8 protein-coding genes are annotated in these 16,255 nt (G+C 72.0%); 4 read left to right on the top strand and 4 right to left on the bottom strand.

Going from position 1 to position 16,255, the window contains the following annotated elements; all coding sequences use genetic code 11:
- Positions 1-8: 8 nt before the first annotated feature.
- The 3 genes from WMF14_RS38235 to rfbB are packed head-to-tail and all read right to left on the bottom strand — an operon-like array spanning position 9 to position 2,414.
- A complete protein-coding gene (locus tag WMF14_RS38235) occupies positions 9-416 on the bottom strand; it encodes a sugar 3,4-ketoisomerase (protein ID WP_272104092.1) in 408 nt (135 codons plus the stop codon).
- 19 nt (positions 417-435) lie between these two features.
- Complete coding sequence (gene rfbA, locus WMF14_RS38230) at positions 436-1,341, bottom strand: glucose-1-phosphate thymidylyltransferase RfbA (protein ID WP_437794498.1); 906 nt, start codon at positions 1,339-1,341, stop codon at positions 436-438.
- Entirely contained in the window at positions 1,338-2,414 is a 1,077-nt protein-coding gene (gene rfbB / locus WMF14_RS38225; RefSeq protein WP_272104095.1) for a dTDP-glucose 4,6-dehydratase, read from the bottom strand. The genes rfbA and rfbB overlap by 4 nt, the downstream gene beginning before the upstream one ends.
- A 494-nt stretch (positions 2,415-2,908) precedes the next feature.
- Between rfbB and WMF14_RS38220 the strand changes: the two genes are divergently transcribed.
- The 3 genes from WMF14_RS38220 (at position 2,909) to WMF14_RS38210 (ending at position 7,534) form a co-directional block, all read left to right on the top strand.
- Complete coding sequence (locus WMF14_RS38220; protein WP_437794495.1) at positions 2,909-5,824, top strand: acyltransferase domain-containing protein; 2,916 nt, start codon at positions 2,909-2,911, stop codon at positions 5,822-5,824.
- Positions 5,821-6,111, top strand: coding sequence for an acyl carrier protein (locus tag WMF14_RS38215; protein ID WP_272104098.1), 291 nt, complete (start codon positions 5,821-5,823; stop codon positions 6,109-6,111). Before WMF14_RS38220 ends, WMF14_RS38215 begins: the two co-directional genes overlap by 4 nt.
- Positions 6,112-6,244: 133 nt before the next feature.
- The gene (locus tag WMF14_RS38210) at positions 6,245-7,534 is read left to right on the top strand and encodes a glycosyltransferase (protein ID WP_437794492.1); all 1,290 of its coding nucleotides are present in this window, start codon (positions 6,245-6,247) and stop codon (positions 7,532-7,534) included.
- 152 nt (positions 7,535-7,686) lie between these two features.
- Here WMF14_RS38210 and WMF14_RS38205 read toward each other — a convergent pair whose 3' ends face one another.
- A complete protein-coding gene (locus tag WMF14_RS38205; protein ID WP_437794489.1) occupies positions 7,687-15,039 on the bottom strand; it encodes an SDR family NAD(P)-dependent oxidoreductase in 7,353 nt (2,450 codons plus the stop codon).
- 439 nt (positions 15,040-15,478) lie between these two features.
- Here WMF14_RS38205 and WMF14_RS38200 point away from each other — a divergent pair, with 439 nt between their 5' ends.
- Complete coding sequence (locus tag WMF14_RS38200) at positions 15,479-16,213, top strand: class I SAM-dependent methyltransferase (RefSeq protein WP_272104103.1); 735 nt, start codon at positions 15,479-15,481, stop codon at positions 16,211-16,213.
- Positions 16,214-16,255: the final 42 nt, after the last annotated feature.

Below are 16,255 nucleotides of genomic sequence, written 5' to 3'. Positions count from 1 at the left end.
GCGCGCCGTCACGCTCCCCTCACCTCCTGCACGTACTCCTCCCAGGACCGGATCGAGCGGGACTTGTCGTAATGGGTATTCGCCAGAACGAGGACGACGGTGCCGGGCGCGAAGTCGAGCAACCGGATGAAGAGCATGGGCACGATGTGGACCCCTCGCGTGGGGGAGTCGAGCGCGAACCGCCGGCTCTCCACCCCGTCCGAGAGCTCGAGGACGAAGCGCCCCGCGAGCGGGACGATGACCTGCTGCGTGTCGCGGTGGGCGTGCCCTCCCCGGTCCTGGCGGACGTCGTACAGGTAATAGGCCCGCTTGATCTCGAACGGGATGTCCTTCATCCCTTCGATGAACGTCAGCGCTCCGCGCTCATCCACCACGGAGCGGAAATCGATCCAGCGTACGATATCGAGCCGACTCATCTCCAACCTTCCCGCTGTTTCACGCAGGCTCAACCGGTGCGGTGCCCCAGCGGCGCACGGGGTGTTCTCTCAAGAGATTGCGCAGATAATCCGAATACTCGCCTGGCAGCTCGTCCGCGAGCGCGGCCAGCGCCTCCCGGCCGATGAAGCCCATGCGGTAGGCGACCTCCTCGGGGCAGGCGATCATCAGCCCCTGGCGCAGCTCGACCGTCTGCACGAAATTGGACGCCTGGAGCAGCGACTCGTGCGTGCCCGCGTCGAGCCAGGCGGTGCCCCGCCCGAGCATCTCGACCCTGAGCTCCCGGCGCGCGAGGTACACGCAGTTGAGATCGGTGATCTCGTACTCGCCGCGGGCCGAAGGCTTGAGCGACGCCGCGATGTCGCACACCTTGCCGTCGTAAAAGTACATCCCCGGCACGGCGAAGTGGCTGCGCGGCTCGCGCGGCTTCTCCTCCAGGCTGATCACGCGCCCTGATGCGTCGAGCTCGACGATCCCGTGCCGGTGCGGATCGCTCACGGGGTACGCGAAGGCGACCGCGCCCACGTCGAGCCGCGCCGCGCGGCGGAGCGTCTCCGGGAACCCAGTGCCATAGAAGATATTGTCCCCGAGCACGAGCGCGACGGGCTGGCCGCCCACGAAGTCGCGGCCGATGCGGAATGCGTCGGCGAGCCCGCGCGGCTGGTCCTGCTCGGCATAGGCGAGCGTGAGGCCCCACTGCCGGCCATCGCCGAGGAGCCGCTGGTAGAGCGGCAGGTCCTCCGGCGTGCTGATCACGAGGATCTCCCGGATGCCCGCGAGCATCAGTATCGAGAGGGGGTAATAGACCATCGGCTTGTTGTAGACCGGCAGGAGCTGCTTGCTCACGGCCCGGGTCACCGGGTGGAGGCGCGTGCCGCGGCCCCCGGCGAGAATGATTCCCTTCACTGGTCCACTCCTCGCTTCGTGTAGTTCCGCTCGATCCAGCCGTGGTAATCGTCGCGCCGCCCGATCGCGGACAGCCACTCCGGGTTGGCGAGGTACCACTCAATGGTCTCGCGCAGCCCCTCTTCCAGGGAGAAGCGCGGCTGCCAGCCGAGCTCGCGCTCGATCTTCCGGAAGTCGACCGCGTACCGCCGATCGTGCCCGGGCCGGTCCGGGACGAACCGGAGGAGCCTGCTGTACGGCCGATAAGGCGATTCGGGGAAGCGGGTGTCGAGGTACGCGCAGATCTGATGGACGATCTCGAGGTTGGTCGGCTGATTGCCGCCGCCGATGTTGTAGCTCTGTCCGGCGCGGCCGCGCTCGAGGACGCGCAGGATGGCCTCGCAGCCGTCGATGACGTAGAGCCAGTCGCGCACCTGGGCGCCGTCGCCGTACACGGGCAGCGGCTTGCCCGTCAGCGCGTTCAGGATCATCAGCGGAATGAGCTTCTCGGGGAACTGCCGCGGGCCGTAGTTGTTGGAGCAGTTCGTGATGGTCGCCGGCAGGCCGTAGGTGTGGACGTAGGCGTTGACCAGGTGATCGCTGGCGGCCTTCGACGCGGCGTAGGGCGAGTTCGGCGAGTAGGGTGTACCCTCGTGGAACGCGGCGTCGGTCGGCCCGAGGGAGCCGAACACCTCGTCGGTGGAGATGTGGTGAAAGCGCTTGCCTTCCGCGGCGCCGCGGCCGAGCCACGCGGTGCGCGCGGCCTCCAGGAGGCGCAACGTGCCGACGACGTTCGTCTCGATGAACGCCTCCGGGCCGGCGATCGATCGGTCCACGTGGGACTCCGCAGCAAAATGAACGATGGTGTCGATCCGCCGCTCGGACAGGAGGCGCTCGACGAGCTCCCTGTCGCGTATATCGCCGTGCACGAAGGCGTGCCGCTGCTCCGGCAGCCCGGTCAGGCTCTCGCGGCGCCCCGCATAGGTCAAGGCGTCGAGGGTGACCACCTGCACCCCGGGCCTCTCCGCCAGCACATACCGGATGAAGTTCGAGCCGATGAAGCCCGCGCCCCCCGTGACAAGGATGTTCTTCATGTCTGCACCTGGCGCGCGAGCGCCTTCCACGACACCTGAAAGCCAGCGAGGGCCCGCATCGCCCGGCCGCAGACCAGCCAATTCGGGACTGCGATCGGGCGTACGGATTCTGGTTCGGATGCAAAGTCTGTCAACCCTCGATCACCTCGACCCGGCGTTTCACGGTCGCGGCGATCTCGCCGTGTCCCGGATCCCGCAGTCGGACAGCGAAACACTCTCGTGCGCGGGCATGACGCTTTGGCTTATCCATTGTGAAGTATTGTAAAGCTTCCGGGAGGTTTCGTCGCGCCATTAGCCATGAAACAGAAGATATCTCGCATACTTACATGCTCACACAGCAAAAATTGCGCGAGGGGCCCCGCGGCGAATCCCTGCGTCCAGATCACTTCTCGCCTTGCGATGGAGATCGTTTTCGGGGAGACTCCGCGCGCGCTGGGCCTGGGCGGTCATTCCGCGGCCCGGACGCATCGAGGCAAGGGAGCCAGTTGACACGAGTGGCATCCATCGCAGAGGAGGCGCGCGGCGCGGAGGCCCCTGGGGCGCATTCGGCCCCTGTCGCGCCTGCTCGCGACACGGCGGAGCTGTTCCTCCTGTCCTCCTCTGACGGCGCGGGCTTGACGCGCGCGATCGACGCGCTCATCTCCCGCGCGGAGGCGGAGCCCTCGGTCTCCCTGCGCCGGCTGGCGCGCGACCATGCGCGCCAGCCGGTCGCCGAGCGCCGCCTCGCGGTCATCGCGCTCGATCGCCGCGATCTCGCGAACAAGCTCCGGCGCGGCAAGGCCGCGCTCGCGCGCTCGGGGGAGGGCCGCCTTCGCGTGCGGAGCGGCATTTATGGTGGGAGCGGCGCTCCGGCAGGCCAGGTAGCGCTCCTCTTCCCGGGGCAAGGCTCCCAGTACGAGGGGATGCTGGAGCAGCTCTACTGCCACTGGCCGGCCTCCCGCGCGTGGTTCGACGCCCTCGACGCAGCGTATGCGAGCGCGCGGGAGACGCCGCCGAGCGAGATCGTGTTTCCGCGCGAGCCCGCGGCGAGCGAGGGCGAGCGGCTCGCCCGGGAGCGCCGGCTCGTCGACATGGAGCGCGGGGCGCAGGTGGGTTTGATCGCCAGCCTGGCCTCCCACGAGATGCTCCTCTCGCTCGGCGTGCGCGCCGACGTCATGGTGGGCAACAGCAACGGTGAGCACGCCGCGCTCATCGCGGCGGGCGCGATCCAGGTGTCGACCCGGCGCGCGCTCTGCGACGTCATCGCTCACATCGGCCTCAGCGGCCGGGCCGTGCCCGCGCCGCCGCTCCCCGAGCGCATGGTCGCGGTCAACGCCTTCGACCGGGGCCTCCTCGACGCGCTGCTGGCGCGCCACGAGGGCCAGCTGTTCATCGCGATGGACAATTGCCCGAGCCAGGTCGTGATCGCCGGGACCCTGCCTGCGGTGGAGGCGGCGGTGGACGCGATGGGCGGCGCCGGCGCCGTCTGCATACGGATGCCCTTCGAGCGCGCCTATCACACACCGCTGTTCGGCGAGTGGCAGCGCGCGCTGCGCGTCCATTACGATCGCTTCAAGACGGGCGTGCCCCATACGCCGGTGCGGTGCTGCGCCACCTGCAGCCCGGTGCCGGACGAGCCGTCTGCGGCCCTCGATCTCCTGGCCGCGCAATGGTCCTCCCCGGTGCGTTTTCGCCAGATGATCGAGGACCTGTACGACGGCGGGACACGGACGTTCATCGAGGCCGGCCCGAACAACCGGCTCACCGCGTTCGTGGAGGACACCCTGCGCGGGAAGCCGCACCTGGCCGTCCCCGCCTCATCCCAGCACAGGGGCGATACCCTGCAGCTGAAGCACCTCGTGGGCGAGCTGTACGCCCATGGCCTCGCCATCCGGGTCGAGCCGCTCGATCTGCTGTGCGACGCGGTGCTGCGGGGCACCCCCGCGCCGGTCGAGCCCGGCGGCCGCGAGGCGAGCCGCGGGCGAGCCCCCGCCCTGGAGCCGCGCGGCGGGGGCGCCGCGCAGGCCGCGGATCCTGCGCGCCGCGCGCTCACGATCCGCGCGCTCCATGCTGCGCTCATGGCCGAGGCTGGGGAGCGCGAGGCGCGCGTCCTCACGGCGGCCCGGCGTGTGACGCGGTTCGCCCGCGCCGCCCCGGCGCCGCTGTCGGCCGCGCGGCCCAGTGAACCGGCGGCGGCGGAGGCCGCGGCGCAGGCGGGCTGCCCCCTGCTCGGCGATGTCTTGCGGTTCGACAGCCGCGAGCTGCACGCCGAGCGGCGCTTCGACTGGCGGCGCGACCCGTTCGTGCTCGATCACAGCCTCGGGCCGCCTTCACCGCAGCGCCGGGCGGGCGGGGCTCACTTGCCCGTGCTTCCGTTCACGCTCAGCCTGGAGATCCTCGCAGAGGCAGCCTGGCGGCTCACCGGCGTGCCGCCCGCGTCCTTCTCGGACATCCGCGCGGGGCGATGGCTGGCGCTCGACCGAGGGAGGCTCACGGTGGCGGTCCACGCCGAGCGCATGCCCGAGGACGGGCGCGATGCCCGGGTGAGGGTGAGGCTGTTCGAGGTCGGCGGCCCGCGGCGGCACCTGGCGTTCGAGGGCACGGTACACGTCTCCGCCGCTCCTCTGCCCGCCCCGCCGCCTTCGCTCCCGCCCGACCCAGGCGCGCTGCCGCCCCGCGCGTGGTCGGCGGAGCGCTTCTATTCGGGCTTCGCCTTTCACGGGCGCTCCTACCGCGGGATCGAGCGCGTCCTCGCGGTCGGAGAGCGCAGCATCGAGGCCGAGCTGGCGATCACCGCGCTGCCCGGGCTCGACGCCCTGGAGCTCCGGCTCGACCCGGCGCTCCTCGACTGCACGGGTCAGCTCGTCGCGTTCTGGCTCCTCGAGCGGGGGGAACGCCAGTTCGGGGTGTTTCCGTTCGAGGCCCGGCGCGTCGTCTGGTATCGGCGGTCGCTGCCGCGGGGCGGGCGCGTGCGCTGCCGCGGGCACGTCCGCCTCGAGCGCTCGGGCACCACGGAGGCGACGTTCGAGATGGTCGACGGCAGCGGGGCGCAGGTGGCCCGCGTCGAGGGCTTCCAGCAGCGGTTCGTGCGCTTCCCCGGGGCGATCCATCGCCTGCTGTTCGGCGGCGGGCCGCCGGAGAGCGGCGCACCGCGGGAGGCGGAGGCGACGGCCGGCGCCGTCGACGCGGTCGATCGCTCCTTCCTGAGCGCGAGCTGGGGTATCTGGGCGCGGGCGCTCGCGCACGTGATGCTCGACCAGCGTGAGCTCGACGCCTGGTATCGTCTCGGCGACGACGGCGAGCGCCGCGTCGCGAGCCTGCTGTCCCGCGTGGCAGCAAAGGACGCCCGCGCGCCGCGGCCGCGGCTCTCCGGTGGGCGTCCGATCCATGAACATCCCGAGCAAGGGTTGGAAGCAAAGGAGCGAGAATGAAGGTACGTACGAAGGCGGACGTGTGGCGTTGCGTTATCGAGACCGTCGAGGAGCTCATGGCGGATCTCGACCAGGAGCCCGGCGAGCTCACGCCTGACGTCACGTTGATGGGCGACCTGGGGATCAAGTCGATGGACGTGATCCACCTCGTGCTCTTGCTCAAGGACCGCATCGGCCGGTCGCTCACCTACAAGGACGTCTTCGGAGAGGACCAGCAACCCCCGAGCGACCTGTCCCTCGCGCAGCTCTCCGATCTCGTGTGCAGGGGACTTCGAATCACGGCGTAGCCTGCTGGATCGGCCCGGCGCGCCCCTCTCGACTCGCCGCTCTCCCGGAGGGGAGCGGAGGGCGGAGCTGTCACGCGCCGCCGGGCCACGTCGGGAGAGGGGCCGCTCGAAGGAGACGGCCAGGAGAATTACGATGCATTACACGGTAGTCGCGAGCGGTTCACGAGGAGACGTCCAGCCGCTCGTCGCGCTCGCAGCCGGTATCAAGGCTGCCGGACACGAGGTGCGGTTCGCCACACAGGTGGATTTCGAGCCGTTCGTCCGCAAGTGCGGGCTGGAGTATGTACAGCTCGGCGGCAGCGCGGAGGAGTTCTACTCCAGCCGCCTCGCCGTCGCCCTGCGCGAGCAGTCCGGTCACGCGGGCGAGTTCAGCAAGTTTCTCAGTGAAAATCTGCAAACGTACGTCGTCAACCACCTGCGCGAGTGCTGGAACGCTGTCCGGGGCACCGACGTGTTCCTGTGCTGGCCCTGGCTGCAGGTCGGCCCATCGATCGCCGAGAAGATGGGCATTCCTTACGTCGTCGTCAGCCCGAATCCGGTCCCGCATATCCCGACGTGGGGATTTCCGAACCCGTTCCACGCGCCGGTGTGGAAGCTGGGGCCGCTCTACAACCGCCTGACCTGGCTCCTCGCCGAGTCCGTCTCGCGCACGGGCTCGGACCAGATCAACCGGTGGCGAAAGGAGGAGCTCGGCCTGCCCCCGAGGCACTGGCGGGACGAGCTGCGGACGATCCGGAACACGAGCCACCTGTTCGGGTACAGCCCCGAGGTCCTCCCCAAGCCGCGGGACTGGGCGGACTGGATGCACGTCACGGGCTACTGGATCTTCGATGAAGGGCGCGACTACCAGCCTCCCGAGGAGCTGAAGGAGTTCCTCGCGGCCGGGGACCCGCCGGTGGCCATCGGCTTCGGCAGCATCGTCGGGCGCAATCCGAAGCAGCTGACGCAGGAGGTCGTCGCCGCGCTGGAGCGCGCCGGGCAGCGCGGCATCCTGATCGCCGGGTGGGGAGGGCTCAAGGACATCAAGCTCCCGAACACCATCCTGAAGGTGAAGACGGTGCCCTACGACTGGCTGCTCCCGCGCGTGGCGGCGATGGTGCATCACGGCGGCTCCGGCTCGTCGGCGGCCGCGATGCGCGCGGGGATCCCATCGATGGCCGTGCCGTTCGGCTACGATCAGCCGCTCTGGGGGCAGCGGATCGCCGACCTCGGCGTGGGCGTCGCGCCGCTGCCGATCAAGAAGCTCACCACCGACAGGCTCGCCAAGGCCATCTCACGCCTCGCGCGCGACGGCGCGATGCGCGAGCGGGCGCAGCGGCTCGGGGAGAAGCTCCGCGCCGAGGACGGCGTCGGGCGCGCCGTGGCGGCCCTGGAGAAGACGGTCGCCGAGGCTCGCAAGCGCGCGCCGGGCCCGCGTCGGTAGGGCGGGGCGCGCGGCCAGGCGGGCAGGGGGCGCCCGCGCGAAGCCGCCGCGAAGCGGCGCCGAAGTCCGGCCATCCCCTGGCCGGACTTCGGGCGGGCGGAACTAGACGCTCGAGGCGCGCGGCGGCGCCGCCACGAGCGTCTAGCCGGCGGCTACCCGGCGTCGGAGGCGCTGCTCGTCGCGTGACCTGCCCGCGGCTCGGCCGGCAGCGCGGCGTCCTGGCCCGAGGGCGAGGTGCCGGCCGCGTCGCCGCCGTGACGCCACGGCCCCTCGCCGGCGACGACCACGACGTCGCCCTTGGGACCATACGAGAGCTCCTCCGAGAAGAAGCCGCACCCGGACTCCACGTCGACGGGCACGATCCCCTGCGCCGAAAGCCGCCGGATGACGCCCTCGCCGGCCATCCCGACCTCGCGCCAAGGCCCCCATCCGATCGAGACCACCCGCGTCGCGGGCCAGCGCGCGTCGAGCTGAGCCGCGAGGCGGCTCATGACCTCGTTGGCGGCCGCGTAATCGGATTGACCGCGGTTCCCGAACCGCCCGGAGATCGAGCTGAACAGGACGCACCATTTGAGCTCGTCCGGGCGCAGCGCCTGCCCGAGGAGGAAGGTGCTGTCGGCCTTGGTGTCGAAGACCCGGTCGAACGAGTCGGGGCGCTTGTCGGCGAGGAGCTGGTCCTCGATGACACCGGCGCCGTGGACGACCGCATCGATCCGGCCGAAACGGCGATACACGCCGGTGAGCAGGTCCTGGAAGCGATCCTCGTCGCGCACGTCGATCGCGTGGTACTCCACGGCGGCGCCGCGCCGGCGCAGGGAATCGAGCGTGGCGCGGCGCTCCCTCGCCTGCCGCTTGCTCCTGATCTCGGCCTCGATCGCGGCGGGCAGCAGGTCGCGCCCCGCGCTCCGCATGTCGAGGATGGCGCGCCGGCGCAGCGCCTCGACATCATCGCTGCCTTCGTCCTGGAGATCCCCCTCGGGGATCTCGGACCGCCCGACAAGGATCAGCCGGACGTCCGGACGGGCAAGCCGGGCCGCGATCGCCGCGGTAATGCCGCGCGCTCCGCCGGTCACCAGGACGACCCAGCCGGGGCCCGGCTCCCAGTCGCGGCGCTCCCCGGCGAGCTCGAGCGGCGCGGGCGCGGTGGACACGACCGTCCGCTGGCCGTTCAGATAGCTCACCTCGAGATCGTCCGGCGCGCGCGACAGCTCGTCGAGGATGCGGCTCGCCATGGCGTCGCGCGGCAGCGCGTCGTCGAGCCCGACCACCTTGGCGACGGTGCGGGGGTGCTCGTGCGCCACGCACCGCAGGACGCCGTGGCAACCGGCGCTGGACGCAGATCCGTCGAGGCTGCCCTGCTCGATGCTGCCCCCGATCAGCGTTGCAGCCACGATCCGCAGGGGCTCGCCCCGCGCCTCGGCCAGCTCGCCGGCGCAGGCTTGCGCGGTGTAGAACAGGCTCTTCACCTGTACCCGGTTGCCGCGCCGGAACGCGGCGAGCCCGTCTACGGCGCCGCGGTGGAGGGACGCGACGTGTACGATCCCGCGCACCGCGCCGTGCTCGTGGCGCGCGGCGGCGACATGGCGCGCGATGCGCTCGGGCTCCTCGAGCGCATCGCGCGGGATCACGACCGGTCTGGCCCCGCGCTGCGCCAGCTGGGCGCACAGGCGCGCGCCGACGCCCAGGTCGTCCTCGGTCACCAGGAAGAGCCCCTCGAGCTGCGCCGGCGGATCGTCGGGCAGCGCCTTGCGCTCGGCGCGCATGACAAAACGAGGGCACGCCCCCGCCCGCGCGCCGCCGGGTGAGGCGGAGCCCGGGAGGGGCACACCACCGTCGGCGCCCTCACCGGCCTGGCCCGGGCCGGGGCCGACGGCCTGCGCCGCCGCACCGAGGTCCGCGCCGGCAGCGCCTGCGCCGTTGCGCGGCCGCGCCGGTGCGCCCTCGCCCGTCTCGCCGGCGGGCAGCGCCGCAGCTTCGCTCGACACGACGTCGACGAGGCCGTTCATCGACCGGATCCGGGAGAGCCGGTCCATCGACGACCGGAGCCGCGCGGCCACCGGCTGCGGGAGCTCGCGCAGCAGCGTCTCCAGGATCTCGATCCGCTTGATGGAGTCGATCCCGAGCTCCCCCTCCATGTCCTGGTCAAGGCCGAGCATGTCCTCCGGGTAGCCCGTCCGGCGGCTGACCAGGGTGGTGAGCGTCTTTCGCAGCGCCGCCGGCTTGAGCATCGCGGGCGCCAGGTCCCGCTCCTCCGCGCCCGCCGCCGCGAGCGCCGCGGGCGACGGCGTGGGGCCACCGAGCGCTGCGGACGGCGGCGGAGGCGGCGACGCACCGGGCGCCGCGAGCGGGGCGGCCTGGCCGTCCAGCCGCGGGGCCGGAGGCGGAGCGAGCGCAGCCCCGTCCCCGTCGCCGCCGAGCCGGAGGAGGAACTCCGTGGTGATCCGCTCCTGCATCGTCAGGAACCGGCGCATCGTCTCCTGGTGCTCGCGGTAGGCGAGGAGCGGGATGTCCCCGGCGCCGGGGCCGGCCTCCGGAAGCAGGTCGTCGACCTCGACCACGGGGGCGGTGTCGTGATCGAGGAACGGGCGCTCACCGAGAAGGCCCACGGGCTCGTCGGCGCGGCGGAGGCGCCCGCCGTCGATGCGCCACGCGGGGAGCGGAGCCTCGGGACGGTCGGCCGCGAGCGCGCGGAGGTCGAGCCGACCGCAGGGCCGCCCGGCGAACAGCGCCGGTAGGTCGAGCCCGACACCAGCGACGCCGAGCGACGCGATCGCCTGCAAGAGACCCTTCAGGCCGCCCCCGGCGCCGTCGAAGCTGACGGCCAGGTGCGGCTGCCCGTCGAGGATCCGCCGGACGAGGCCGGTCAGCGTGGCCTTCGGCCCGAGCTCGACGAAGGTCCGCGCGCCGTCCTCGTACATCCGCCGGACCTGCGCGACGAAGTCGACGGGGGCCTCGAGCTGCGCCGCGAGGAGCGCGCGGACGCCCGAGGGATCGCGCGGATACGGGCGGCCGGTCGCGTTGGCGTGGACCTCGATCTGCGGCGGCGCGATCGCCGTGCGCTCGAGGGCGGCGGTGAACGGGGCCCGGACGGCGCGCATGAGGGGCGAGTGGAACGCGCTCGACACCGGGAGCCACTGCGCGCGGATCCCCTTCGCGGTCAGCGCGTCGACGGCGGCGCGCATCGCGCCCAGCTCGCCCGAGACGACGCACTGCTCGGGCGCGTTGTGGTTGGCGATGCAGACCGCCGGGAACGCCTCGAGGAGGGGCTCGAGCTCGGCCCGGGAGAGCATCACCGCCGCCATCGTGCCCGGCTCCGAGGGCACCTCTTCCATGAGCCGCCCGCGCGTCTCGGAGAGCGCGAGCCAGTCCTCGCGCGACAGGGCGCCCGCCGCGCGCAGCGCGGTCAGCTCGCCATAGCTGTGGCCGGCGAGCACGTCGGGGCGAAGTCCGACGCGAAGCGCGATATGCAGCATCCCGTCGCTGATCGCCCCGATGGCTGGCTGCGCGATCCGCGTGGCCGTGAGCTCGCGGCGCTGCCGCTCCTTTGCTTCCTCGGAGAACGCGGCCGGCGGCAGGATGAAGCGGCTCAGGCGAGCGGGCAGGAGGCCCTCGAGGCGAAGGTCGGCGAGCTCGATGGCGCCCCGCATCTCGGAGAAGTACAGGGCGACCTCGCGGCCCATCGAGGGGTACTGCGAGCCCTGCCCGGGGAAGAGGAACGCGGTCTTGCCAGCCTCCGGGCAGGGCGCGATCCGGAGGTGGATGTGGGCCGGCAACGAGCCTTCTGGCTCGCGCGCGGACTCGAGGTGGAGACGGAGACGCGAGAGCACCTGCTCGACCGCGCCGAGGAGGTGCTCGCGGTCGTCCGCGACGATGTAGACGGCCGCGCGCGCCGCGTTCGAGGCGCGTCGCGCGCGTCCATCGAGCGCCGCCAGCGCGCAGGTGAAGGCGACGTCGCGGAGGCTCACGGCGTCGCGCCCCGGCCGGAGCGCGCGCTGCAGCTGCTCCAGCTCGGCGACCAGCGACGGCGCGTCGGGGGCCTCGACGGCGACCAGCTCGTGAGGCCAATCGGCGGCCCCGAGGGCGGGCGCCGCGAAGTCGCCCTGGTACTCCTCCAGGACTGCGTGGAAGTTCGTCCCTCCGAAGCCGAACGCGCTCACGCCGACGCGTCGAGGCGCCGGCCCCGCGAGCCAGGGCTGCGGCTCGTCCAGCAGGTACATCGGGCAGTCCTCGGACGTGAGCGGATCCATCGGGGTGTCCACGCCGGCGTGGGGCGGCAGGACGCGGTGCCGGAGCGCGAGGAGCCCCTTGAGCACGCCGACCAGGCCCGCGGCGTTCCTTGTGTGGCCGAGGAGAGACTTCACGGACCCGATGGCGCAACGCTGGGGCGGCGCCCCGGCGGCGCGGAGGACGCCCGCGATCGTCTCGATCTCGGCGCGATCGCCGACGGCCGTGCCGGTGCCGTGCGCCTCGTACATCCCGAGCGTGGCCGGATCGATGCCCGCCCGCCCGTAGGCCCTCTCGAGCGCGATGCGCTGGCCGGCGGGCTTGGGCGCGGTGAGCCCCATCCCCTTGCCGTCGCTCGATCCGGCGACGGCCTGGATCACGGCGTCGATGCGGTCTCCGTCGCGCTCCGCGTCCGCGAGCCGCTTCAGGATCAGGACGCCGATGCCCTCGCTGATCACGATGCCGTCGGCCTTAGCGTCGAACACGCTCGCGCGGCCTCGCGGGGAGAAGGCCCTCGTCTTGCTGAAGGCCAGGTACCCATGCGGGGTCTGCTCGATCTCGACGGCGCCGACGACGGCGACGTTGGACCGACCGGAGACGAGCTCCGTGACCGCGAGATCGAGCGCCGCGAGGGACGAGCCGCAGGCCGCGTCGACGGTCATGTTGGGGCCGCGCAGATCGAACGAGTTGGCGACCCGCCCGGCGATGACGTTCGCGAGGATGCCGGCGTAGCTCTCCTCCGACCACGTGGGGAGTCGCGCGAGGGCCGCCTGCGCTGGGCGGCCCACGCTCAGCGGGAGGAGGCCGCGCGCCACGTACGCCTGCTCGAGATCGGCCGTGCCGTTGGCCGCGAAGATCACGGCGGTGTTCTCGCGATCGAAGCCCCCCGAGGTGTACCCCGCGTCCGCGAGCGCGCGTCGGGTCACCTCCAGGGCGAGGAGCTGGGCCACGCTGATCGATCTCAGCGAGACGGGCGGGATCCCGTAGCGCAGCGGGTCGAAGGGGAGCTCGTCGATGAAGCCGCCCCACTTCGAGTAGATCTTGTCCTCCGCCCGCGGGTCGGGGTCGTAGTAAAGGCGATAGTCCCAGCGTTGCGGGGGGATCTCGCGGATGGCGTCGACCTTGCCGAGGACGTTCCGCCAGAGCTCCTCCGGACGTTGCGCCTTCGGCAGCAGGCACGCCGCGCCGATCACGGCGATGCGCGCGGGCTCCGCCGCGCGGCGCGGCACGTGCTCCACCGAGGCCTGGACGAGGCCGCCGAGCGCCCTCCGGCTGCCCGAGGACACCTCCTCGTGCAGCGACGAGATCTCGACGATGTCCGAGCGCAGCGACGCGACGTCGCCCATCATGTAGAGGCCGCGGGCCGTCTGCCGCTCGTCGTCGGCCGCGTCGAGCTGGCCGCCCTCGCCGCGCTCGATCCCCTTGGACGCGATCCGCAGGCGGCCCAGCGTCAGTTGCTCGAGCGACGCGCTGATCGCGGCCGCGGCCTGCCCCTCCCGCCGCATCCGGTCGTGGGCGGCCTGGAACTCGCCCACGAAGGGTGTGGGCGCGCAGCGGATGACGTGCCCCGGCCCCGTCTCGATCGTGACGGTGCCATCGCAGGCGAGCGCCTCTCGCTGGAACCTCGGCGCGATCGCGCCGCTCGCGACCGCCTGCGCGGTGAAGAGATACGCGGTCCCCATCAGCACGCCGACGCGGAGCCCGGCGGCCGCGAGGGGAGCGGCCATCGCCGACACCATCGCGGCCGAGCGCGCGTCGTGGATGCCGCCCGCGAACAGCACGTGAACGGCCTCCGCGTCGGGCGTCTTCTCGTCGAGCAGCGCGTCGATCATCGCATCCCACAGGGCGAAGCTGCTCAGCGGGCCGACGTGACCGCCGCACTCGGCGCCCTCGAACACGAACCGCCGCGCGCCGCGCTCGAGGAAGGTGCGCAGGAGCGCGGGCGTCGGCGCGTGGAGGTAGGTGGGGATCCCCTGCGCCTCGAGCTCGGCGGCCTGGTCCGGCCTGCCCCCCGCGATGAGCGCATGGCGGGGCCGGACCTCCGCGACGGCGGCGAGCTGCTCTTGTCGGATCTCCGGCGGAACGAAGCCGAGGATCCCGACGCCCCATGGCCGGTCGCCGAGCCGCTCCTGGGTCGCCCGGAGCAGCTCGTCCACCTGGGGGCGGCGCAACAGCGCCAGCGCGAGCAGCGGGAGCGCGCCGCCGTCGGCCACCGCCGCCGCGAACTCGGCCCGATCGCTGACCCGCGTCATGGGGCCTTGCACGATGGGATAACGGGTGCCGTGCGAGCGGGCGAGCGGGCCGTCCTGCGCGAGCACGTCGTGCTTTCGCGCGAGCTCGAGGTGCCCGGACGCGGCGTCTCGCAGCGCGCGGAAAAAGCGCCCGGTCGTCGCGTACTTGCGGGCGTACTCGGCCCCCCTGCCGGCGGCATGGCCGAGCGGCAAGGCGCAGCGGTCAGGCCGATCCCACCCGAGGAGCGCGCGCGCCCCGGCGACCCAGGCGCGGCGTCGCGCCTCGGGGTCGAGCTCCTTCCGCTCGAGCTCCTCCGCGAGCCGCACGACCTCCTGGCTGCCCGGCAGATCGGGGCGCGCTGCGATGCGGAGCGGCGCGCCCAGGCGCTCGCCCACGATCACGGTATCGGTGCTGCCCAGGCCGGACAGGCTCGCGCGGGCGCGCTCCGGCAGCGGCGATTCACGCAGCAGGAGGAGCTGGTCGTCGACGACGACGCCCGCCGCGCCGGCGGCGCGGCAGGCGGCGGCGCTGTGCAGGCCGATCCCGCCCTGGACAAGGAACGGGCGCGGCTGCCGGGCCAGCCGCTGCGCGAGCAGGAACGCCGATTCCTTGCCGATGAAGCCGCCGCTCTCGCGCCCCTTCGCGAGCCAGCCGTCGAACGAGAGCGCGCCTGCGGCATCGAGCCCCTCGCGGTCCCGGATCTCGAGCCACAGCTTGCGTCCGCGGCACGGCGGCAGGGCGGCGAGCGCCGCGCGTGCGGAGGCGTCCTGCCAGTCGCAGATCACGAGCCAGTGCGGGCGCGGCTCCAGCGCTGAGAGGAGCTCCGCGCTCGCGGCGATCTGGTCCGAGCGGAGGCGGAGCCCGACGGGGCAGCCCGGGGGCGCGTGGTCGACGAGGAGGCGGAGGTTCTCGCGCGCCAGCGGGAGCTCCGGCTCGCCGCACAGCTCGCGATCCAGCACCGCAACGCCGCCGGCGCGCGCCGTGGCGACCGCGACGCCGGGATGGGGCCAATGGACTGGTGACAGCGATACGCAATAAAAATCACTCATGGAAGTCATGCAACGTCCACCAACGTCTGCCGAGGAACGGTAACGAATGAGGCAGCTCCGCTGCCTGGCGGGTCGTCAGCCTGCCTCCTCGGGACACAGCGACCCGCGGCGCCGCAACTCTAGCGGACCTGGTGTATCGGGCCACTCCAAGTCCACGCCGTGCCGCGCGGATCGCTGGCGCTGCAGCTGTATTAAGAAACATGAAGAAGGCGACGCGCTCCCTTCACAAATGGGAAACATTGCGGTATGCCGCATGCGGGTGCGCGCCGGTGCCGGTGCCGGTGGACGATTGACCGCGCCGCCCCGGTAGCGCGCTTGACATGCCGGTTCGCGCCAGCCAAATAGAGCGAATCGTCGCCTCGGGGTGCCCGGGCACATGAGTGCGCGACGTCCCCGGTCGAGCGCGATAGCACCGGAAGGTTTCACGAGGTCGACATTCATGCTCACTGATCAGATCCAAACGGTCGAGTTGTTGGATCATGCGCCTCCGTACTCGGAGGCCTTCCTTGCGGCGCGGGGGCTCGTGGGCCTCAACGTCGGGTGCGCCTTCTGGAACCTCAGGCCTGCCTGCGTGAACATCGATCTCCTGAAGGTGGAGACGCACAGGGGCCAGGCCACCGAGTATGGCCGGATCGCGATCCTCGATGGCCGTGCCCACTACCTGGAGTACGACGTCACGACGCCCATCCCCCTGCCCGACGCGTCCTTCGAGTGGCTCCACTCGGAGCACCTCATCGAGCACATCTCGCAGGAAGGCGCGATCCGGTTCTTGAAGGAGGCGCACCGCCTGCTGAAGCCCGGCGGGGTGCTCCGCATCTCCACGCCCGACCTCGCGATCTACGTCGAGGGCTACCGGGACCCGGCGCGGACGTTCTTCAACAAACACGCACGGATCATCGAGCAGCTCGGAAGGATGTACCCCGAGGCGGGCAGCGATGCTTTCCCCGAGGTGCAGCGCCGGCCGGCGTGGATGGTGAACCAGATCTTCAAGTACTGGGGTCACCAGTGGATCTACGACTTCGAGGAGATGGTGTACGTGCTCCGCGAGGCAGGGTTCGACGAGAAGTCGATCGAGCGGTGCTCCTTCCGGCGCGGGAGGGCCCCGAAGGTGGCCGAGATCGATCTCGTCATGCACCGTGACGAGACGCTGTACGTGGAGGCGATCCGGACCTGACCGCCCGCGGCGCCTCTCCCCCGAGCGTGCGCCGCGCGCGCC

Origin of the sequence: Sorangium sp. So ce693 (assembly GCF_051521375.1) — a bacterium.
Classification (GTDB): domain Bacteria; phylum Myxococcota_A; class Polyangia; order Polyangiales; family Polyangiaceae; genus Sorangium; species Sorangium atrum.
The sequence above is the reverse complement of the archived record's forward strand: the minus strand, read 5'-3'. Positions and strand labels throughout refer to the sequence as shown.